Annotated in this window: 15 protein-coding genes; 8 read left to right on the top strand and 7 right to left on the bottom strand. The window is 71.3% G+C overall.

The window, feature by feature from the left end:
- Nucleotides 1–17 precede the first annotated feature (17 nt).
- Nucleotides 18–893 (top strand): hypothetical protein, encoded by an 876-nt coding sequence (locus tag I8920_RS07355; protein ID WP_198658467.1) that lies wholly within the window; start codon nucleotides 18–20, stop codon nucleotides 891–893.
- A gap of 375 nt (nucleotides 894–1268) precedes the next feature.
- Here I8920_RS07355 and I8920_RS07350 read toward each other — a convergent pair whose 3' ends face one another.
- Complete coding sequence (locus I8920_RS07350; RefSeq protein ID WP_198658466.1) at nucleotides 1269–2237, bottom strand: beta-ketoacyl-ACP synthase III; 969 nt, start codon at nucleotides 2235–2237, stop codon at nucleotides 1269–1271.
- A 93-nt stretch (nucleotides 2238–2330) separates the two neighbouring features.
- Nucleotides 2331–2723, bottom strand: coding sequence for a ChaB family protein (locus I8920_RS07345; RefSeq protein WP_198658465.1), 393 nt, complete (start codon nucleotides 2721–2723; stop codon nucleotides 2331–2333).
- Between the two features lie 101 nt (nucleotides 2724–2824).
- Here I8920_RS07345 and I8920_RS07340 point away from each other — a divergent pair, with 101 nt between their 5' ends.
- Entirely contained in the window at nucleotides 2825–3796 is a 972-nt protein-coding gene (locus I8920_RS07340; protein ID WP_198658464.1) for an aldo/keto reductase, read from the top strand.
- 211 nt (nucleotides 3797–4007) lie between these two features.
- Here the strand turns inward: I8920_RS07340 and I8920_RS07335 are convergent, their stop codons facing one another.
- Nucleotides 4008–5282: an ammonium transporter gene (locus tag I8920_RS07335; protein WP_198658463.1), complete on the bottom strand. Its 1275-nt coding sequence runs from the start codon at nucleotides 5280–5282 to the stop codon at nucleotides 4008–4010.
- Between the two features lie 240 nt (nucleotides 5283–5522).
- Nucleotides 5523–6479 (bottom strand): cell division protein ZapE, encoded by a 957-nt coding sequence (zapE, locus tag I8920_RS07330; protein ID WP_232832871.1) that lies wholly within the window; start codon nucleotides 6477–6479, stop codon nucleotides 5523–5525.
- Between the two features lie 194 nt (nucleotides 6480–6673).
- Here zapE and I8920_RS07325 point away from each other — a divergent pair, with 194 nt between their 5' ends.
- Nucleotides 6674–7585, top strand: a complete 912-nt coding sequence (locus I8920_RS07325) for a sulfurtransferase (protein ID WP_198658462.1) — start codon at nucleotides 6674–6676, stop codon at nucleotides 7583–7585.
- Nucleotides 7582–8061 carry a SufE family protein gene (locus tag I8920_RS07320; RefSeq protein WP_198658461.1) on the top strand — a complete coding sequence of 160 codons (480 nt, stop codon included), beginning with the start codon at nucleotides 7582–7584 and terminating at the stop codon, nucleotides 8059–8061. Before I8920_RS07325 ends, I8920_RS07320 begins: the two co-directional genes overlap by 4 nt.
- Before the next feature lie 148 nt (nucleotides 8062–8209).
- Here the strand turns inward: I8920_RS07320 and I8920_RS07315 are convergent, their stop codons facing one another.
- Nucleotides 8210–9433 carry an alpha/beta hydrolase family protein gene (locus tag I8920_RS07315; RefSeq protein WP_198658460.1) on the bottom strand — a complete coding sequence of 408 codons (1224 nt, stop codon included), beginning with the start codon at nucleotides 9431–9433 and terminating at the stop codon, nucleotides 8210–8212.
- A 23-nt stretch (nucleotides 9434–9456) separates the two neighbouring features.
- On the opposite strand from I8920_RS07315, the gene I8920_RS07310 reads away from it, so the two are divergent.
- From I8920_RS07310 to I8920_RS07295, 4 genes are all read left to right on the top strand, one after another.
- Nucleotides 9457–10038 (top strand): DUF3000 domain-containing protein, encoded by a 582-nt coding sequence (locus tag I8920_RS07310; protein ID WP_198658459.1) that lies wholly within the window; start codon nucleotides 9457–9459, stop codon nucleotides 10036–10038.
- Complete coding sequence (locus I8920_RS07305) at nucleotides 10035–11381, top strand: HRDC domain-containing protein (RefSeq protein ID WP_232832852.1); 1347 nt, start codon at nucleotides 10035–10037, stop codon at nucleotides 11379–11381. The genes I8920_RS07310 and I8920_RS07305 overlap by 4 nt, the downstream gene beginning before the upstream one ends.
- Before the next feature lie 127 nt (nucleotides 11382–11508).
- Complete coding sequence (locus tag I8920_RS07300) at nucleotides 11509–12720, top strand: thiolase family protein (protein WP_198658458.1); 1212 nt, start codon at nucleotides 11509–11511, stop codon at nucleotides 12718–12720.
- A 2-nt stretch (nucleotides 12721–12722) separates the two neighbouring features.
- Nucleotides 12723–14861: a 3-hydroxyacyl-CoA dehydrogenase NAD-binding domain-containing protein gene (locus I8920_RS07295; protein ID WP_198658457.1), complete on the top strand. Its 2139-nt coding sequence runs from the start codon at nucleotides 12723–12725 to the stop codon at nucleotides 14859–14861.
- Between the two features lie 227 nt (nucleotides 14862–15088).
- Here I8920_RS07295 and dxs read toward each other — a convergent pair whose 3' ends face one another.
- Both dxs and I8920_RS07285 read right to left on the bottom strand, forming a co-directional pair.
- Nucleotides 15089–17026, bottom strand: a complete 1938-nt coding sequence (dxs, locus tag I8920_RS07290; RefSeq protein ID WP_198658456.1) for a 1-deoxy-D-xylulose-5-phosphate synthase — start codon at nucleotides 17024–17026, stop codon at nucleotides 15089–15091.
- Nucleotides 17027–17158: 132 nt separating this feature from the next.
- The gene (locus I8920_RS07285) at nucleotides 17159–19996 is read right to left on the bottom strand and encodes an aconitate hydratase (protein WP_198658455.1); all 2838 of its coding nucleotides are present in this window, start codon (nucleotides 19994–19996) and stop codon (nucleotides 17159–17161) included.
- Between the last annotated feature and the right edge of the window lie 68 nt (nucleotides 19997–20064).

Here is a 20064-nt window from a genome sequence, read left to right as displayed (position 1 = left end):
CGGCGTACGGTGTGCGCATGGCCCGCGCCCCGAAGGACCAGCCGATCGTGCCCATGCCGACAGCCCCGGTCTCCCCCACCCAGATGTCCGACAGCCGAACGCAGCAGCTGCAACCCTCCGGATGGGTGAAGTGGCTGGACCGCGTGATCAGTGTGCAGCGGCCGGTGGTCGTCGCACACGTCGCCGCGATCCGTCGCCGCAAGCCCGACGCCACCCCGGCCGAGGTCATCCAGATCCTGGAGCGGCAGTACCTGACCGCCGTGACCACCGGCGGGGCGGCTGTCGGTGCGAGCGCGGTGATCCCCGGCGTCGGTATGGTCGCTGCGCTCGGGCTCAGCGGTGCGGAGACGGTCGGCTTCCTCGAGACCACGGCGCTCTTCGCCCAGTCCATCACCGAGGTGCACGGCATCGCCCTCGACGACCCGGAGCGATCCCGCACGCTCGTGATGGCGATGATCCTCGGCGCGCCGGGCACCCAGCTCATCAAGCAGCTCGCCGGTCAGGCGACCGGCGGACCGGCACGCACGGCGTTCTGGGGCGAGCTCGTGACCTCGTCGCTACCGAAGCAGGTCGTCAACGGCATCGGGGGCCAGGTCCGTGACCAGTTCATCAAGCGCTTCGCCGTCCGGCAGGGCACCTCGGTCGTGGGGCGCGCACTGCCCTTCGGCATCGGCGCTGCCGTGGGCGGTCTGGGGAACCATGCGCTCGGGCGGAAGGTCATCCAGGCCTCGCGGACCGGGTTCGGGATGCCGCCGGCGCACTTCCCGGTCGTGTTGACGGTGACCCCGCCAGCCGAGCGCACCCGTCGCGCCCTGCCGTGGAAGCGCGGCACGGGCAAGGACGACGAGCTGTGGACCGAGCCGGGCCAGGGCGGGCCGACCGCCGAGCGGTGACACCCGCGGGTTGACGGCACCTGCCCGAACGCGCGGGCCGAAGCAGCCGTGCAGAACCGGCTGAGCGGACGGAACCGTTCACGCCGGCCCCCAGCCCAGCCAGACGAACCAGCCGCCGGACCGAGCGACTTCGGCGAGCCCGCTGGCCATGCCGAAGAGCCCGACGCCCGGCCGGCCCGGCCAGCCCGACGCCCGGCCAGCCCGACGCCCGGCCAGCCCGACGCCCGGCCAGCCCGACGCCCGGCCAGCCCGACGCCCGGCCAGCCACCGCCCCGCAGCAGACGGCCCGACGCCCCGCCAGCCGGCACCCGGCCAGCCCGGAGCCCGGAGCCCGGCCAGCCACTGCCCCCGCAGCAGCTGGCTCGAGGCACCCGACTAGAACGACCGCACGGGCGTCGTGACGACCTGCCCCGCGTGCGCGAACCCCCCACCGAAGCCGAACAGCAGCGCCGGGACGCCCTCCGGCAGATCCCCCCGCTCCCACGCCTTCGACAGCCCGAGCGGCACGCTCGCCGCCGAGGTGTTCCCCGACTCGACCACGTCACGCACGACGAACTTCGACTCCCCGCCGAGCGCGGTCACGAGCGGCTCGATGATCCGCAGGTTCGCCTGGTGGAACGCGAACACCTCGATGTCGTCGAGCGTGAGTCCCGCGGCCTCGACGACCTTGCGAGCGTGTCCCTCGGCTTCGGTGATGGCCCAGCGGTAGACCGAGCGGCCCTCCTGGTTGAACCGCCCCGGCGAGCCCTCGACCCGGACGGCGTCGAGCAGGTGCGGCACGCTCCCCCACGACACCGGTCCGATCTCCGGGGTCTCCGACGCGCCGAGCACGGCGGCGCCGGCACCATCGCCGACGAGGACGCAGGTCGAACGGTCGGTCCAGTCGGCGATGCCCGAGAGCACCTCGGACCCGATGACGAGCGCCACGTCCGACGACCCGACGCGGATGGACTGGTCGGCGAGGGCGAGGGCGTACTCGAAGCCGCTGCACGCGGTGTTGATGTCGATCGGTGCGGGCCCGTTCGTCATGCCGAGTGCGGCGGCGACCCGACCGGCGGTGTACGGCGCACGGTCCTGGTGGGTGGTGGAGGCGACGACGACGAGCCCCACGGCCGACGGTGCCACGCCGGCGTCGGCGAGGGCGCGGCGTCCGGCCTCGACGGCCATCGAGGTCACGGTGTCGTCGGGACCGGCGATCCGCCGCGTGACGATGCCGGTCCTGGTGCGGATCCACTCGTCGTTCGTGTCGACCATGGTCGAGAGTTCGTCGTTGGTCAGGACGCGTTCGGGCTGGTGGTGTCCGAACCCGAGGATCCGGCTGCCGCGGAGAGCTGGGATGTTCACGGTCGGCACGTTACCCCTCCACCCCGGTCCCGCATGCCCAGCGCGGCATGCACGGCTCGCGCGGCACGGTCGAGGGCCGGTCGGCTCGGCAGGTCAGTCGCGCGCTGCGGCGGTCGCCCGATCGTTGGCCCGCTTGATGGCCTCGACGAGCTCGCCCTTGTCCATCTTCGAGCGTCCGCTGATGTCGAGGCGCTTCGCGACGTCCATCAGGTGCGCCTTCGTCGCGTTGGCGTCGACACCGCCCTGGGTCTGGCCGTCGCCGCGGGATCCGGCCGCGCCGGAGTCCGAGGGACCGGAGGACTCCTTCTCCTCCCAGTGGTCGCCGACCTTCTCGTACTCGTGCTTCACCGCCGCGAACGCGGTGCGGCGGGCACGCTCGCCGGGCCCGTACGACTCCTCCGCCGAGTCGAGGGTCTCGGTGAAGATCGCCTGCGCGTGTTCCGGCGACCGCTGCAGGGTGCTGGGGATCTCGTCCTTCGCTGGCATGGGGTGCTCCTCTCGAGTGCTGAACCCTGACTACTCCCCCCACCGCTGACCGGCACTCTCAGGGCCTGGCACCACCAGCGCGTCACGAGTAGACCGTCCCCATGGACTACACACACCTCGGTCGCACCGGCCTGTCCGTCTCCCGCGCCGTGCTCGGCACGATGAACTTCGGCCCGGAGACCAGCGAGGACGACTCGCACGCCATCATGGACCGGGCCCACGAGCTCGGCGTCAACTTCTTCGACACCGCCAACGGCTACGGCGGCTCGGTCGGCAAGGGTGCCACCGAGGAGATCATCGGGCGCTGGTTCGCCCAGGGCGGCGGCCGCCGCGAGAAGACGGTCCTCGCCACGAAGGTCTACGGCGAGATGGTCGACTGGCCGAACGGCGGCAAGCTCAGCGCGCTGAACATCCGCCGGTCGCTCGACGCCAGCCTGCAGCGCCTGCAGACCGACCACGTCGACCTGTACCAGTTCCACCACGTCGACCGTGCCACCCCGTGGGACGAGATCTGGCAGGCGATCGACGTCGCCGTGCAGCAGGGCAAGGTGCTCTACGTCGGCTCGTCGAACTTCGCCGGGTGGCACATCGCCCAGGCGCAGGAGGCCGCGGAGCGCCGGAACACCCTCGGCCTGGTCAGCGAGCAGTCGATCTACAACCTCGTCGTCCGTGACGTCGAGCGCGAGGTCCTGCCCGCCGCACGCGAGTACGGCCTCGGCGTCATCCCCTGGTCGCCCCTGCAGGGCGGCCTGCTCGGTGGCGTCATCGAGAAGACCGAGAACGGCTCCCGACGCCTGTCAGGTCGGAGCGCCGAGTACGTCGACGCCCACCGCGACCAGCTGCAGTCGTACGAATCGTTCGCCAAGGAGCTCGGGCACACACCCGGCGAGCTGGCCCTCGCCTGGCTGCTCCACCAGCCCGGCGTGACGGCGCCGATCACCGGGCCCCGCACGATGGAGCAGTGGGAGTCGGCCGTCCGCGCCGTCGACATCCGTCTCGACCAGCGCGCGCTCGACCGCCTCGACGAGATCTTCCCGGGCCACGACACCTCGCCCGAGGACTACGCCTGGTGACGGAACCGACGGAACCAACGGAACCGACGGAACCAACGGAACCGACGAAACCGACGCGCCGCTGACGCGACCACCTGACTGGAGGCGCAGTGCCGGTCCGACCCACACCGCGCCTCCCGTCCGTGGTCACGTCGACCACGCGACCCGCACGACGACCGGCCCCACGCTGCTGTCTGCGCGGGGCCCGTCGTCGTGCGGTGGTGGAGCGTGTCTAGCGGACGCGTACCGGGGTGTCGTCGGTCTGCTCGTAGAGGACGTAGCCCTCTTCGCCGTGGACGGCGGTGTCGATGCCGGCGACCTCGTCCTCGGTCTTGACGCGGAAGCCGATGGTCTTCTCGATCGCGAACCCGATCACGAAGGCGAGCACGAACGAGTAGATCCCGACGACGAGTGCCGCGGCGGCCTGCTTGCCGAGCTGCTCGAACGAACCCGAGTAGATCAGGCCGCTCTCGTTGGCGAAGAAGCCGAGGAAGAGCGTGCCGACGATGCCGCCGACCAGGTGGACGCCGACGACGTCGAGCGAGTCGTCGAAGCCCAGGCGGTACTTCCAGTCGATGGCGAAGCAGCAGATGACGCCGGCCAGGAAGCCGAGGACGATGCCCCAGCCCGGGGTCAGCGCGGCACACGCCGGCGTGATGGCGACGAGGCCGGTGACGGCACCCGAGGCGGCGCCGACGGACGTGGCCTTGCCGTCCTTGAGCTTCTCGATGAGCAGCCAGCCGAGGATCGCGGCGGCCGGGGCGGCGAGCGTGTTGACCCAGGCGATGGCGGCGATGCCGTCGGCGGCACCCTCGGAGCCGGCGTTGAAGCCGAACCAGCCGAACCACAGGATCGCGGCACCGAGCAGGACGAACGGCGGGTTGTGCGGCTTGTGCGCGCCCTTGGCGAACCCGACGCGCTTGCCGAGCACGATCGCCAGGGCCAGGCCCGCGGCACCGGCGTTGATGTGCACCGCGGTGCCACCGGCGAAGTCGATGACGCCCCAGGTGGCGGCCCAGCCCGAGGTCAGGTTGAAGACCCACGAGGCGACCGGGAAGTAGACGACCGTGACCCAGACGCCGGCGAAGATCATCCACGCGCCGAACTTGGCGCGGTCGGCGATGGCGCCGGAGATGAGCGCGACGGTGATGATCGCGAACGTCGCCTGGAACCCGACGAAGGCCATCGACGGGTAGGCCGCCTGGATGTCCGAGGACTGTGCCTCCTCGAACGCCTGGCCGAGGCCGAGCAGGTTCCAGTCGATGCTGAAGAAGCCGACCACGCCGGACACCGCGGCGTTGTCACCGTGGTTGGCGAAGGCGATCGCGTAGCCGTAGAGCACCCACAGGACGCTCACGAGCGCGATCGCGCCGAACGACATCATCATCATGGAGATGACGGACTTGGCCTTCACCAAGCCGCCGTAGAAGAAGGCCAGGCCGGGTGTCATGAACAACACCAGCGCCGCCATGACCAACACGAACGTCGTGTTGCCCTGATCAAGCATCTGTTCACCTCTCGATTGCACGAGCGGCTCGTGGACCGCCTCGGGTGCCACCGAGTCTGGCGAGGCGACGTTTCACGAGGGAGCACGGTCTGTTTCGCGGATGTAACGCGTGGGGCTCCCGTGTGAACGCTCTGTTTCCGGATGCCGGAAGCGACGTCCGACAGCCCTGTCGGCACGCCGGACGTGCCGGACGGGAGGCGCGTGGCGGTGCCGCCCCGGGCCTCCCGTCCGTCAGGTGGCTCAGTCGACCGCGCGCGACAACGCGACCACGCGCGACGCGGCGCGCAGGTACTTCTTGCGGTAGCCGCCGTCGAGCATCGTCTGCGGGTACACCTGGTCGAGCGGCGTGCCGGACGCGACGATCCGCACCTGCGCGTCGTACAGGCGGTCGACGAGCGCGACCCAGCGGAGTGCGTCGGTCTGGTCGGTGAAGGCCTGCACGTCGGTCAGGCCCACCGCGTCGAGCCCGCCGACGAGGGCGACGTACTTCGAGGGGTGCACGCTCGCCAGGTGCGCGACCACGGCCCGGAAGTCGTCGAGCGTCGTCGTCCCGGCGGGCAGTGCCTCCGCGACGTCGTCGACCGTGCGGGCGGACTCGTCCACCGCGCGACGGCGGTAGTCGAGGCCGTCGATCCGCATGGTGTCGAACCGGTCCGACATCGCCTGGATCTCGCGCAGGAAGTCCTGCGCCGCGAACCGGCCCTCGCCCAGGGCGCCGGGCGGCGTGTTCGAGGTGGCGGCGAACCGGGTGCCGGTCTCGGTCAGCTCCTTGATGAGCCGTGTCATCACCATCGTGTCGCCCGGGTCGTCGAGCTCGAACTCGTCGATGCACACCAGGGCGGTGCCGCGGAGCAGGTCGACGGTGCCCTGGAACCCGAGCGCACCCACGAGCGCGGTGTACTCGATGAAGGTGCCGAACGTCTTGCGTCCGGACGCCGCGTGGTACGCGGCGGCGAGCAGGTGCGTCTTGCCGACACCGAACCCGCCGTCCAGGTACACGCCGGACTTGGCGGCCGGCTCGGCTGCCTGCTTGCGGCGCCCGAACAGCCCGCGCCGCGGGGCGTCGGCGGGACCGGCGGCCACGAACGCGGCGACGGCGTCGCGGACCGATGCCTGCGAGGCGTAGTCGGGGTCCGGCCGGTACGAGTCGAAGGACGCACCCGCGAACTGCGGCGGGGGCACGAGCGCCGCAGCCATCTGCTGCGGGGTCACCTGGGGATCACGGTCGACGAGGTGAGCGGGCAATCGGGGACCCTTCCGGGAAGCAAGACGTGCGGTGTCACGTTGGACCAGGCGCACGGCACGTCCGCGTACCGTTGCCCAGAGCACCGACGCCCGATCCTAGTCCGGTGCCTGCACCGCGCTCCCCCGCATCACCTGGAGGTACCCCGATGACCGCACCGGTCGACCCGTCCGAGAAGTTCGCCGCGTACGCGCACCCCGAGCGCCTCGTCTCCACCGAGTGGCTGCAGGCGCAACTGGACGCCGGCACCGGTGCACCCGACCTCGTCGTGGTCGAGTCCGACGAGGACGTCCTGCTCTACGAGACCGGGCACGTCCCCGGCGCGGTGAAGATCGACTGGCACACCGACCTCAACGACCCCGTGCAGCGCGACTACATCGACGGTGCCGCGTTCGCCGAGCTCCTCGGCGGCAAGGGCATCGGTCGCGACACCACGGTCGTGATCTACGGCGACAAGAACAACTGGTGGGCCGCGTACGCCCTCTGGGTCTTCACCCTGTTCGGCCACCAGGACGTCCGCCTGCTCGACGGCGGTCGTGCGAAGTGGATCGCCGAGGACCGCGCCCTGACCACCGACGCGACCGCCGTGACCCCCGTCGACTACCCCGTGGTCGAGCGCCAGGACGAGCCCGTCCGCGCCTTCAAGGAGGACGTGCTCGCGCACCTCGGCAAGCCGCTCATCGACGTCCGCAGTGCACCCGAGTACAGCGGTGAGCGCACCACGGCACCCGACTACCCGGAAGAGGGCGCCCTGCGGGCCGGCCACGTGCCCACCGCCGTGAACATCCCCTGGGCGACCGCCGCCGCTGCCGACGGCACGTTCAAGTCCCGCGAGGAACTCGACGCCGTGTACCGCGACGGCGCCGGCATCGGTGACGCCGACGAGGTCATCGCCTACTGCCGCATCGGGGAGCGGTCGAGCCACACCTGGTTCGTGCTGCAGTACCTGCTCGGGTACGACAGCGTGCGCAACTACGACGGCTCGTGGACCGAGTGGGGCAGTGCCGTGCGCGTCCCGATCGCCGTCGGCACCGAGCCCGGAACGGTCGCGAGCCGATGAGCGCCACCACCGACGCCAGCACCGGCACCGCCGACGCACCACTGCCGGACACCCTCGCCGAGATCCGCGACGACTTCCTCGCCCTCGGGCAGAAGGACCGCCTGCAGCTCCTGCTCGAGTTCTCGAACGAGCTGCCCGCGCTGCCCGAGCGGCTGCAGGGGCACGAGGACGAGCTCGAACGCGTCGAGGAGTGCCAGTCCCCCGTCTTCATCACCGTGACGGTCGGCGAGGACGGCGACGCGGCCGACGTCGTCCGGATGCACGCCACGGCTCCGCGCGAGGCGCCGACCACACGCGGCTTCGCCTCGATCCTGGCGCAGGGTCTGTCCGGGCTGACCGTGTCGGAGGTGCTCGCCGTGCCCATGGACTACCCGTTGACGATCGGGCTGTCCGAGGCGGTCAGCCCGCTGCGGATCCGCGGGATGGTGGGCATGCTCGGCCGCGTGCAGCGGCAGGTGCAGGCGGCGGTCGCGTAGACGCACTCGCGCTTCGTGAGCAGGAATGGTCGGGTGCGTGATCGCGACCCGACCATTCCTGCTCACCGAGCGACCGAACCGACGCAACGACGGACGGGAGGCGCGGTGCCAGCCGGCACCGCGCCTCCCGTCCGTCCTTCGGTCGCGTCTACCGCGCGCTGGCCGCCCCGCGCCGCTGGACCACCTCGGTCAGCCACGCGAGGATCCGGGCGTCGAACCAGTCGGCGTCGTGGTTCCACAGCTTGGTGTGCCGCGCAGTCGTCTGGATCTCGAGCCGCACCAGATCGGGTCGGGCGCGGGCCAGGTCGTGCGAGGCCGAGGACGGCACGAACCCGTCGTCGTCGCTGTGCAGCAGCAGGATCGGCACGGTGAGCTCGTCGGCGCGGGTGACCATGTCGAGCTCCCGCAGGTCGACGGGCCGCTGCAGTCCGGCGAGCCGGTGCAGCACGGGCGTGCGGAGCAGGCGCTGCGCGACCTTGCGGACCGGACGGGGCAGGCGGAGCAGCTGGCTCTGCGACTTCAGCACGGCGTGCCAGTCGACCACCGGGGACTCGAGCACGATGCCGTCGACCAGGCCGGCGAAGCGTGAGCGGAGCAGGGTCTGCAGCACGACGGCGCCGCCCATCGACCAGCCCATGAGCACGACGCTCTGGGCCTCCTGCGCGGTGAGCCAGCGGAGGACGGAGTCGATGTCCTCCCACTCGGTGCTGCCGAGGCCGTAGCGGCCGTCGACGCTCGGCGGGGCGACACCGTCGTTCCGCCACGAGGCGAGGACGACCGAGTAGCCGGCCGCGCGGAACACGGGCACGGCGCGGATCGTCTCGGCGCGGGTGACGCCACGGCCGTGCACCAGGACGGCCCACGGCGCTGCCGGGTCGTCGGCGCGGACGACCCACGCCGGGGCGGGGCCGTTCGGGGTCGGGATGTCGACGTCCTCGACGGGCACGTCGAGCTCGCCGGGGGTCAGGTAGAACCAGCCGCCCCAGCGACCGCGGCGGGCGGCCGTCGCGTCTCCGGCGTCGATCGCGATGATGCGGCGCGTGACGGTGGTCTCGGTCGTGCCGAGCACCTCACCGACGCGCATGTGGCCGGTGCCGCCGCCGAACCAGAGCGAGTAGCGACCCTGCAGCTCGGTGTCCGCGGTGCGCTCGATCGTGACGGTCTTGCTGCCCGTGTCGACGGCGTGGATCGGGACGCGCTCGTTCCGCTTGCGGTCGGGGGTGACGACGGCACGGGCGACGGCGGCGACGAAGCCTCCGATGACGGCCGTCCCCACCGCGGCGGCGGCAAGACCGGCGCCGAGCGCGATGAACCCGGCCGATCGAGCGGTCTCCTGGACGACGTCCTCGGCGGGTCGCGCGGATCGGGACATGGGCCGGAGCCTAGTCTGCATGTGTGTCCGAAACCCGAGAGCCCGACGCCTTCGCGCGGCTCCGCGCGTTCGTGTCCGGCGGCAGTGGCCGCGCCGAGACCACCATCACCGAGATCCCCTCGCCGACCCGCATCGCACCGTTCTCGATCGCCCTGGCGGCGGACGTGTCCGGGACCGCGCACGGGGTCGAGTCGGACCTGGGCACCGGGCGCTTCATCGCCCTGTACGACCCCGAAGAACCCGAGGGCTGGGGCGGCGCGTTCCGCGTCGTCTCGTTCGCGCAGGCCCCGCTCGAACCGGAGATCGGCGTCGACGAGTTCGTCGCCGACGTGACCTGGAGCTGGCTCGTCGACGCGCTCGAGTCGCACGGCGCGACGTACGACCACGCCTCGGGCACGGCCACCAAGATCATCTCGCGCGGGTACGGCGACCTCGCCGCACAGGGCGACGGCGCACAGCTGGAGCTCCGCGCATCGTGGACGCCCCGCGGCGACGACCTCACCGCGCACGTCCGAGCATGGCAGGACATCGTCGCCATGCTCGCCGGTCTGCCTCCCGCATCGGACGGCGTGACCCTGTTGGCCCCGAGGAGGCTCGCCAAGTGACCGAACCCGACGACCCGGCGGCCGCCGCGCCCGCCGACCCTGACGCGGCCGCCGCCGCGCCCGCCGGCCCCGCCGCATCCGCCGCACCTGCCGACCCGGCAGCCGCCGCTGCTGCGGCCGCCGGCCCGGCCTTCGAGGCGTCGCACGAGGCCGTCAAGGTCATCGACACGCGCGAGGAGTACCTCGAAGCCGTCGCCGCGATCGCCGCCGGCCACGGCCCGGTCGCCGTCGACGCCGAACGAGCGAGCGGCTACCGGTACTCGCAGCGCGCCTACCTCATCCAGGTGTTCCGCCGCGGAGCCGGAGCGTTCCTGTTCGACCCGATCCCGATCGGCGACTTCTCCGAGCTGCAGGCCGCCATCGTCGACCAGGAGTGGCTCTTCCACGCCGCCTCGCAGGACCTGCCGTGCCTGCAGGAGGTCGGCCTCGTCCCGACGCGCATCTTCGACACCGAACTCGGCGCGCGCATCGCCGGGTTCCCCCGCGTGGGCCTCGGTGCCGTCGTCGAGCAGCTGCTCGGCATCACGCTCGCCAAGGCGCACTCGGCCGCCGACTGGTCGACCCGCCCGCTGCCGCAGTCGTGGCTCGTGTACGCCTCGCTCGACGTCGAGCTGCTGCCCGACCTGCGCGACGCCCTCGCCGAGCAGCTCGAGGCTGCCGGCAAGACCCGGATCGCGCAGGAGGAGTTCGACGCGGTCCTGCACCGCGTGCCGAAGCCGCCACGTGCCGAACCCTGGCGTCGGCTGTCCGGCATGCACGCCCTCCGCGGTGCCCGGGCCCTGGCGATCGCCCGGTCGCTCTGGCTCGCCCGCGACGCCTACGCACGCGAGGCCGACATCGCGCCGGGCCGCACGATCCCCGACGCCGCGATCGTCGCCGCCGCGGCAGCCGCCCCCGAGTCCCGTGCCGCGCTCGGCGCCCTGAAGTCGTTCACGGGGCGCGCCAGCCGCTCGGAGCTCGACCGCTGGTGGGCCGCCGTCGACGAGGGCCGGACCACCGAGGACCTGCCCCGGCTGCGTGCTGCCGGCGAGCCGACCCTGCCGCCGCCCCGCGCCTGGGCGGACCGCAACCCGGCAGCCGACCGCCGCTACAAGGCCGCGCGTGCCGCGGTGACGAAGCGTGCCGAGGAGCTCGACATCCCGCTCGAGAACCTGCTCACGCCGGAGACCCTGCGGCTCGTGTCCTGGGCCCCGCCGTCGCCGCCGTCGACCGAGCTCGTGGGGGCCGCCCTCGCCGAGCACGACGCCCGCCCCTGGCAGGTCGAGGAACTCGCCTCGATCATCGCGTCGGCCTTTGTCGCTGCTGCACAGCGGCCCACCGCGACGGACGACGCGGCGTCGTAGGAACTGCCCAACCGGCATGCGGCCGCCCAGGCTGGGGGCATAGCGTCGGGAGGGTCGCCGGGCGCTGCCCGGCCTGGCCGGAGCGACCAGCGTTCCGGCCCGATCGAAGAGGATCTGGAGGCCCGGATTGCCAAAGGCATCAGACGTCGTGTTCGTGGACGGCGTGCGGACACCGTTCGGACGAGCCGGTGAGAAGGGGGTGTTCTGGAAGACGCGGTCCGACGACCTCGCGGTGCACGCGATGCGCGGTCTGCTCGACCGGAACGCCCAGCTCGACGGCGCGGCGGTGGACGACGTCGCCGTGGCGGCCACCACCCAGCAGGGTGACCAGGGGCTGACCCTCGGCCGCACCGTCGGGATGCTCGCCGGGCTGCCGAAGTCGGTGCCGGGCTACGCGATCGACCGCATGTGCGCCGGTGCCATGACCAGTGTCACGACGCTCGCGGGCGCGATCGCGTTCGGCGCCGCCGACGTCGCGATCGCCGGCGGTGTCGAGCACATGGGCCGACACCCGATGGGCTTCAACGCCGACCCCAACCCGCGCTTCGTCGCGGAGCGCATGGTCTCGAGCGACGCCCTGGTCATGGGTGCCACCGCCGAGCGCCTGCACGACCGCTTCCCCGCGATCACGAAGGACCGCACCGACGCCTTCGCCGTGCAGTCCCAGCAGCGCTACGCGGCCGCCTGGGCGGCCGGCAAGCTGCAGCCGGACGTCATCCCGGTCGAGGTCAACAAGGGCGACGGCTGGGACATCGTGTCGGCGGACGAGCCGCCGCGTCCGGGCACCACCCTGGAGGCCCTGGCCGCGTTGAAGACGCCGTTCCGGCCCCACGGACGGGTCACCGCCGGCAACGCCGCGGGCCTGAACGACGGCGCCACCATGAGCCTGCTCGCGTCGGAGGACGGCGCGAAGCAGCACGGCCTGCCGACGAAGATGCGCATGGTCTCGTTCGCCTTCGCCGGCGTCGAGCCCGAGGTCATGGGCGTCGGTCCCGTCCCCGCCACCGACAAGGCCCTGTCGAAGGCCGGCCTGTCGATCGACGACATCGGCCTGTTCGAGATCAACGAGGCGTTCGCCGTCCAGGTGCTCGCGTTCCTCGACAACTACGGCATCGACCAGGACTCCCCGAACGTCAACGCCTGGGGCGGCGCGATCGCCGTCGGGCACCCGCTGGCCTCCAGCGGCGTCCGGCTGATGAACCAGCTCGCGGCGCAGTTCGCCGAGCGTCCGGACGTCAAGTACGGCATCACCACGATGTGCATCGGGCTCGGCCAGGGCGGCACCGTCATCTGGGAGAACCCGAACTTCAGCAAGTCCGCGGCACGGAAGGCGGCCTGACCATGACCATCGTCGACAACGACCTGCTGACCGCCCTGAGCGAGGACGAGGTCGTCACGCACTCGTACGTCAAGCACGTCACGATGCCCTCGGGCGGCACGCTCGCGCTGATCACGCTCGACAACGGCAAGGACTACAAGCGGCCGAACACCCTCGGTCCGCGCACCCTGCGCGAGCTGTCCGGCGTGCTCGACACCCTGCGCACCGAGGCCTCGGCCGGCACGATCCAGGGCATCGCGATCACCGGCAAGGAGTACTGCTTCGCCGCCGGCGCCGACCTCTCCCAGGCGGCCGCCGTGCCGTCGCGTGAGGCCGCCCACCAGCTCGCCGCGCTCGGGCACGCGACACTCCGGAAGTTCGCCGACCTCGGTGTGCCGTCCTTCGCGTTCGTGAACACCCTGGCGCTCGGTGGCGGGCTCGAGATCGCCCTGCACTGCACGTACCGGGTCTTCTCGTCCGCCGCGCAGGGCATCGGTCTGCCCGAGGTGTTCCTCGGCATCATCCCCGGCTGGGGCGGCGCGACGCTGCTCCCCCGGTTGATCGGGCCGGAGCGGGCACTCCGCGTCATCGTCGAGAACCCGCTCAAGAACAACCGCCTGATGGACGGGGCGGCAGCGGTGGAGATCGGCATCGGCGACGCGCTCATCCCGTCCGTCACGTTCCTGCCGTCGTCGGTCGCGTGGGCCGACGGCGTCATCAGCGGCACGACCAAGGTCGTCCGCAAGAACGAGCCCGGCATGCTCGAGAAGGCCGCGTGGGGCACCGTCGTCAAGGTCGCCCGCGGCCAGGTCGCGTCGAAGATCGGCACCGTGCCGAAGTCGCCGTTCCGTGCGCTCGACCTCGTCGCCGCGGCGAAGTCCGGGTCGCTCGACGACCGCTTCGCCGACGAGGACGAGGCCCTCGCCGACCTCATCTCGGGCGACCAGTTCGCCGCGTCGATGTACGCGTTCGACCTCGTGCAGAAGCGCGCGAAGAAGCCCGTCGGCGCTCCCGAGGGCGTCGAGCCGAAGAAGATCACGAAGGTGGGCGTCCTCGGCGCCGGGCTGATGGCGTCGCAGTTCGCGCTGCTCTTCGCCCGTCGCCTCGGTGTCCCCGTCGTCATCACCGACGTGTCGCAGGAACGGGTCGACGCGGGGGTCGCCCGCATCGCCGGCGAGGTCGCGAAGCTGCTCGAGAAGGGCCGCATCTCACCGGACGACGCGAACCGCATCAACGGGCTCGTCTCCGGGTCGGTGTCGTACGACGCCTTCGCCGACGCCGACTGGGTGATCGAGGCCGTCTTCGAGGAGATGACGGTCAAGCAGGAGGTCTTCCGGAAGATCGAACAGGTCATCGCCCCGGACGCCATCCTCGCCACGAACACGTCGTCGCTGTCCGTCGACGAGATGGCGTCGGTGCTGACCAACCCGGAGCGCCTGGTCGGGTTCCACTTCTTCAACCCGGTGGCCGTCATGCCGCTGCTCGAGGTGGTGCGTGCCGCGAAGACCTCCGACGAGGCCCTCGTCACAGCCCTCGCCGTGGCGAAGACGCTCAAGAAGACCGCGATCATCACCGCGGACCAGCCCGGCTTCGTCGTGAACCGCGTGCTCGCACGGGTGCTCGGCGAGGCGATGCGAGGTGTCGAGCAGGGCACCTCGTTCGACACCGTCGCCCAGGGTGCCGCGCCCCTCGGCCTGCCGATGTCGCCGTTCGAGCTGCTCGAACTCGTCGGTCTGCCCGTCGGCGCACACGTGCTCGACTCGCACCACGCCGCGTGGCCCGAGCGCTTCTACCCCGGTGACGGGCTGAAGAAGATCGCCGAGCACGGGACGATCCTGACCCGCGACAAGAAGGGCAACGCGACCGGGTACGACCCCGCCGCCGTCAAGCTCGTCGCTCCGTCGAAGAAGGAAGCCGAACCAGTCGACGCCACGACGATGCAGCACCGGTTCGAGGACGCCCTGGCCGACGAGGTGCACCGCATGCTCGAGGACGGCGTCGTGCAGCACGTCGAGGAGATCGACCTCGGTCTCATCCTCGGCGCCGGCTACCCGTTCCAGGCCGGTGGGATCAGCCCGTACCTCGACCGCTCCGGTGCGTCCGAGCGGGTCTTCGGCGGCACGTTCCACCAGCCGCCGATCGTCGGCCCTGCCTCCCGCTAGCGGTCCCGCGCCGTCGCACGACCGGAGTCACCCCGAACCACGGAATCTCGTGGTTCGGGGTGACTTCGGTGGTGCCAGACGATCCCGAACCGCGGCCGCACAGCGTCGCGCCCCCGCACGGCCGTTGCGCCCCGACTCACCGGGGCACAACGACCGCAGCGGGGCGCGAACCTCGCGTACGCCGCGCGAGCGCCGCGCGGAGCCTCGGCGCACCGGCCGCGCCGCGCCTAGCGGTCGGACGCGGCGGACTCGCGGGAGCGCGCGGGCTTCGCCTGCGGCAGCTTCGTCCCGACGACCTGGTCGATCACGTCACGGGCGATCGCCTGCGCCGTGAGCCCCGCGTCGGCGAGGATCTGCGACCGGGTCGCGTGGTCGATGAACGCGTCGGGCAGCCCGAGCTCGTTCACCCCGGTGTCGACACCGGCCGCTCGCAGGTCCTGGCGGAGGCGCGTCCCGACGCCGCCGACCCGCACGCCGTCCTCGATGGTGATCACGAGCCGGTGCGTCCGCGACAGCTCGATGAGCGACACCGGGATCGGCACCACCCAGCGGGGATCCACGACCGTGACGCCGATGCCCTGCGCCTCGAGCAACGCCGCGGCCTCGAGCGCGGTCGGCACCATCGCGCCGACGGCCACGAACAGCACGTCGGGCGACGACTCCGGCGCGTCGCGCAGCACGTCCACGCCGTCGTCCAGCCGCCGCAGCGCGGGGATGTCCGGACCGACCTGGCCCTTCGACCACCGCAGCACCGTGGGGGCGTCGTCGACGGCGACCGCCTCGCGGAACTCCTCGCGCAGGGTCGTGGCGTCACGCGGCGCCGCGATCCGGATGCCCGGCACGACCTGCAGCAACGCCAGGTCCCACATGCCGTGGTGCGAGGGGCCGTCCGGACCGGTGATGCCGGCACGGTCGAGCACGAACGTCACCCCGGCCCGGTGCAGCGCAACGTCCATGAGCACCTGGTCGAACGCCCGGTTCAGGAACGTCGCGTACAGCGCCACGACCGGGTGCAGTCCCCCGTACGCCAGCCCGGCCGCTGTGGTGACGGCGTGCTGTTCCGCGATCCCGACGTCGTAGACGCGGTCGGGGTGCTGCTGCTGGAACAGGTGCAGCCCGGTCGGGCGGAGCATGGCGGCGGTGATGGCGACGATGCGCTCGTCCTCGTCACCGACGGCGGCGAGCTCGGTCGCGAACACCGAGGTCCAGGACGGCCCGGAGGCGGTGTCGAGCGACTCCCCCGTCTCCGGGTCGATGTGCCCGACGGCGTGGAACTGGTCGGCCTGGTCGCGCAGCGCCGGCTCGAACCCGTGGCCCTTCTCGGTGATCGCGTGCACGATGGTCGGTGCGCCGTAGGCCTTCGCCTGCCGCAGCGCCGCCTCCATCGCCCGCTGGTCGTGCCCGTTCACCGGGCCGATGTACTTGATGTCGAGGTTCGAGTACAGCGCCTCGTTGTTCGTCACGCGCGACAGGAAGCCGTGCAGACCACCGCGCAGCCCCCGGTAGACCGCTCGCCCGGGTCCGCCGAAGCGGGCGGCCATGGCCTGCGTCCCCTCGTACAGCGCCCGGTACTCGCGACGCGTGCGGACGGAGCTGAGGAACCGGGCCATGCCCCCGATGGTCGGCGCGTAGGAGCGGCCGTTGTCGTTGACGACGATGACGAGCCGCCGGTCGTTGTCGTCGGAGATGTTGTTGAGCGCCTCCCACGTCATCCCGCCGGTGAGCGCGCCGTCCCCGACGACCGCGACGACGGTCCGGTCGGTCTGCCCGGTCTGCCCGAACGCGCGGGAGATGCCGTCCGCCCACGACAGCGACGACGACGCGTGCGAGGACTCGACGATGTCGTGCTCGGACTCCCCGCGCTGCGGGTAGCCGGCGATGCCGCCCCGCTCGCGCAGCTTCGAGAAGTCCTGGCGCCCGGTCACGAGCTTGTGCACGTACGACTGGTGCCCCGTGTCGAACACGAAGGGGTCGTTCGGCGAGTCGAACACGCGGTGCATCGCGAGCGTCAGCTCGACGACGCCCAGGTTCGGCCCGAGGTGCCCACCGGTCTTCGCCACCTCGGCCACCAGGAACCGGCGGATCTCGGCGGCGAGGTCGGTCATCTGCGCATCGGAGAGACGCTTCAGGTCGCGCGGCGACGTGATGCTGGCGAGCAGGCTCACGGGCGCTCCTTTCGTGGGGCTGTCGGCCCACTCTATGCGCGCGAGCGGCAGACGGACTGGAGGCCCGTGGCGGGTTCGCCACGGGCCTCCAGTCCGTCGTGCGGTCGCGTCAGCGAACCGTGCTCACGTCGTTCAGACGAGCGAACGGAGCACGTACTGCAGGATGCCGCCGTTGCGGTAGTAGTCGGCCTCACCGGGGGTGTCGATGCGGACGACCGCGTCGAACTCGACCGTCTGCTTGCCGGCGGGCGAGTGCTCGCTCGGCGTCGCGGTGACGTGCACGGTCTTCGGGGTGCGACCCTCGTTCAGCTCGGTCAGGCCGGAGATCGAGACGACCTCGGTGCCGTCGAGCCCGAGGGACTCGACGGTCTCGCCCGCCGGGAACTGCAGCGGGACGACGCCCATGCCGATGAGGTTCGAGCGGTGGATCCGCTCGAAGCTCTCGGTGATGACGGCGCGGACGCCGAGCAGGTTCGTGCCCTTGGCCGCCCAGTCACGGGACGATCCGGAGCCGTACTCCTTGCCACCGAAGATGACGAGCGGGATGCCCTGCTCCTGGTAGTGCTGGGAGGCGTCGTAGATGAACGACTGCGCACCGTCGGGCGTCGTGAAGTCGCGGGTGTAGCCGCCCTCCACGCCGTCCAGCAGCTGGTTGCGCAGGCGGATGTTCGCGAACGTGCCGCGGATCATGACCTCGTGGTTGCCGCGACGCGAGCCGTAGGAGTTGAAGTCCTTGCGGTCGACGCCGTGCTCGGCGAGGTACTTGCCCGCCGGGCTGTCGGCCTTGATCGAGCCGGCCGGCGAGATGTGGTCGGTCGTGACCGAGTCGCCGAGCTTCGCGAGCACCCGGGCGCCGGAGATGTCCGACACCGCGTCGGGCTGCATCGTCATGCCCTCGAAGTACGGGGGCTTCCGCACGTAGGTCGACTCCTGGTCCCACTCGAACGTGTCGCCCGTCGGGGTCGGCAGGTTCTTCCAGCGGTCGTCGCCCTCGAACACGGAACCGTACTCGTGGGTGAACATCTCGGTGTCGATCGACTCGTCGATGACCTGCTGCACCTCGGCCGCGTCGGGCCAGATGTCGGTCAGGTAGACGTCGTTGCCGTCCTGGTCCTGACCGAGGGCGTCCTTGTCGAAGTCGAAGTGCATCGACCCGGCCAGGGCGTACGCGATGACCAGCGGCGGCGACGCCAGGTAGTTCATCTTGACGTCGGGGTTGATGCGCCCCTCGAAGTTGCGGTTGCCGGAGAGCACCGCGGTGACGGCGAGGTCGTTGTCCTGCACGGCCTGCGAGATCTCCTCGGGCAGCGGGCCCGAGTTGCCGATGCAGGTGGTGCAGCCGTAGCCGACCGTGTAGAAGCCGAGCTGCTCGAGGTAGGTGGTGAGACCGGCCTTCTCGTAGTAGTCGGTGACGACCTTCGACCCGGGGGCCAGGGTGGTCTTGACCCAGGGCTTCGCGGTGAGGCCCTTCTCGGCGGCGTTCCGCGCGAGGATGCCGGCGGCCATCATCACCGAGGGGTTCGACGTGTTCGTGCAGGACGTGATCGCGGCGATCGCGACGGCACCGTGGTCGATGGTGAACGGGGCACCGTCCGCCACGGCGACCGAGGTCGGCTTCGAGACCGTGCCGGGCGCGCTGGACGCGTGCACGGGGACCTCGGAGGCGGGGGCGTCCTGCTGGTCGTCGACCGCGTGCTCGTCACCGGGGGCAGCGGCCACCGGGTCCGACGCCGGGAACGTGTCGGCGACGGCCTTGTCCGCCTCGCTGTGGTCGATGCTCGCGTAGTTGGCGAGGTCGACCTCGAACTGGTCCTTGGCCTTCGACAGCTCGATGCGGTCCTGCGGCCGCTTCGGGCCGGAGATCGACGGCACGACCGTCGACAGGTCGAGCTCCATGTACTCGGAGTAGTTCGGCTCGACGGAGGCGTCGTGCCACAGGCCCTGGGCCTTCGAGTAGGCCTCGACCAGGGCGATCTGTGCCTCGTCGCGACCGGTCAGCCGCAGGTAGTCGAGCGTGACGTCGTCCACCGGGAAGATCGCGGCGGTGGAGCCGAACTCCGGCGACATGTTGCCGATGGTCGCGCGGTTCGCGAGCGGGACGGCGCTGACGCCCTCGCCGTAGAACTCGACGAACTTGCCGACGACGCCGTGCTTGCGGAGCTCCTGCGTGATGGTGAGCACCACGTCGGTCGCCGTGACGCCCGCGGGGATCTCGCCCGAGAGCTTGAAGCCGACGACCTTGGGGATGAGCATCGAGACGGGCTGGCCGAGCATCGCGGCCTCGGCCTCGATGCCGCCGACGCCCCAGCCGAGCACGCCGAGGCCGTTCACCATGGTGGTGTGCGAGTCGGTGCCGACCAGGGTGTCCGGGTACGCGTAGGTCTCGCCGTCGGAGTCGCGCGTGTAGGTGACCTTCGCCAGGTACTCGATGTTCACCTGGTGCACGATGCCGGTGCCCGGCGGGACGACCTTGAAGTCCTCGAACGCGGTCTGGCCCCAGCGCAGGAACTGGTAGCGCTCCCCGTTCCGCTCGTACTCCAGGTCGGTGTTGCGCTGCAGGGCGTCGGTGCTGCCGAACAGGTCGGCGATGACGGAGTGGTCGATGACCATCTCGGCCGGCGACAGCGGGTTGATCTTGTTCGGGTCGCCACCGATCTCGGCCATCGCCTCGCGCATGGTGGCGAGGTCGACGATGCACGGCACACCGGTGAAGTCCTGCATGACCACGCGGGCCGGCGAGAACTGGATCTCGGTGTCCGGGTCGGCCTGGGGCTGCCAGGAGCCGAGGGCGCGGATCTGCGCCTCGGTCACGTTCTTGCCGTCCTCGGTGCGGAGGAGGTTCTCGAGCAGCACCTTCAGGCTGTACGGCAACTTCTCGTGACCGGGAACCGTGTCGATCCGGTGGATCGCGTAGTCGACACCCCCAACCGACAGTGTGTCCTTCGAGCCGAAGCTATTGACTGCAGCCACCGTGCCGCCTCCCTACTGATCGGTTTGCCCTCATCCTCGCGGGCCGTGGACCGTCCCACCAGCAAGGC

It is taken from the genome of Curtobacterium sp. YC1, from assembly GCF_016267665.1.
Classification (GTDB): Bacteria; Actinomycetota; Actinomycetes; order Actinomycetales; family Microbacteriaceae; genus Curtobacterium.
This window is presented reverse-complemented; position numbering and strand designations above follow the sequence as displayed.

Excerpts from the sequence above, each read along its gene's own strand:
- I8920_RS07355 (WP_198658467.1), top strand. The coding sequence starts at position 18 with ATGGCCCGCGCCCCGAAGGACCAGCCGATCGTGCCCATGCCGACAGCC.
- I8920_RS07345 (WP_198658465.1), bottom strand. The coding sequence starts at position 2,723 with ATGCCAGCGAAGGACGAGATCCCCAGCACCCTGCAGCGGTCGCCGGAA.
- I8920_RS07340 (WP_198658464.1), top strand. The coding sequence starts at position 2,825 with ATGGACTACACACACCTCGGTCGCACCGGCCTGTCCGTCTCCCGCGCC.
- I8920_RS07335 (WP_198658463.1), bottom strand. The coding sequence starts at position 5,282 with ATGCTTGATCAGGGCAACACGACGTTCGTGTTGGTCATGGCGGCGCTG.
- zapE (WP_232832871.1), bottom strand. The coding sequence starts at position 6,479 with ATGGCTGCGGCGCTCGTGCCCCCGCCGCAGTTCGCGGGTGCGTCCTTC.
- I8920_RS07325 (WP_198658462.1), top strand. The coding sequence starts at position 6,674 with ATGACCGCACCGGTCGACCCGTCCGAGAAGTTCGCCGCGTACGCGCAC.
- I8920_RS07320 (WP_198658461.1), top strand. The coding sequence starts at position 7,582 with ATGAGCGCCACCACCGACGCCAGCACCGGCACCGCCGACGCACCACTG.
- I8920_RS07315 (WP_198658460.1), bottom strand. The coding sequence starts at position 9,433 with ATGTCCCGATCCGCGCGACCCGCCGAGGACGTCGTCCAGGAGACCGCT.
- I8920_RS07295 (WP_198658457.1), top strand. The coding sequence starts at position 12,723 with ATGACCATCGTCGACAACGACCTGCTGACCGCCCTGAGCGAGGACGAG.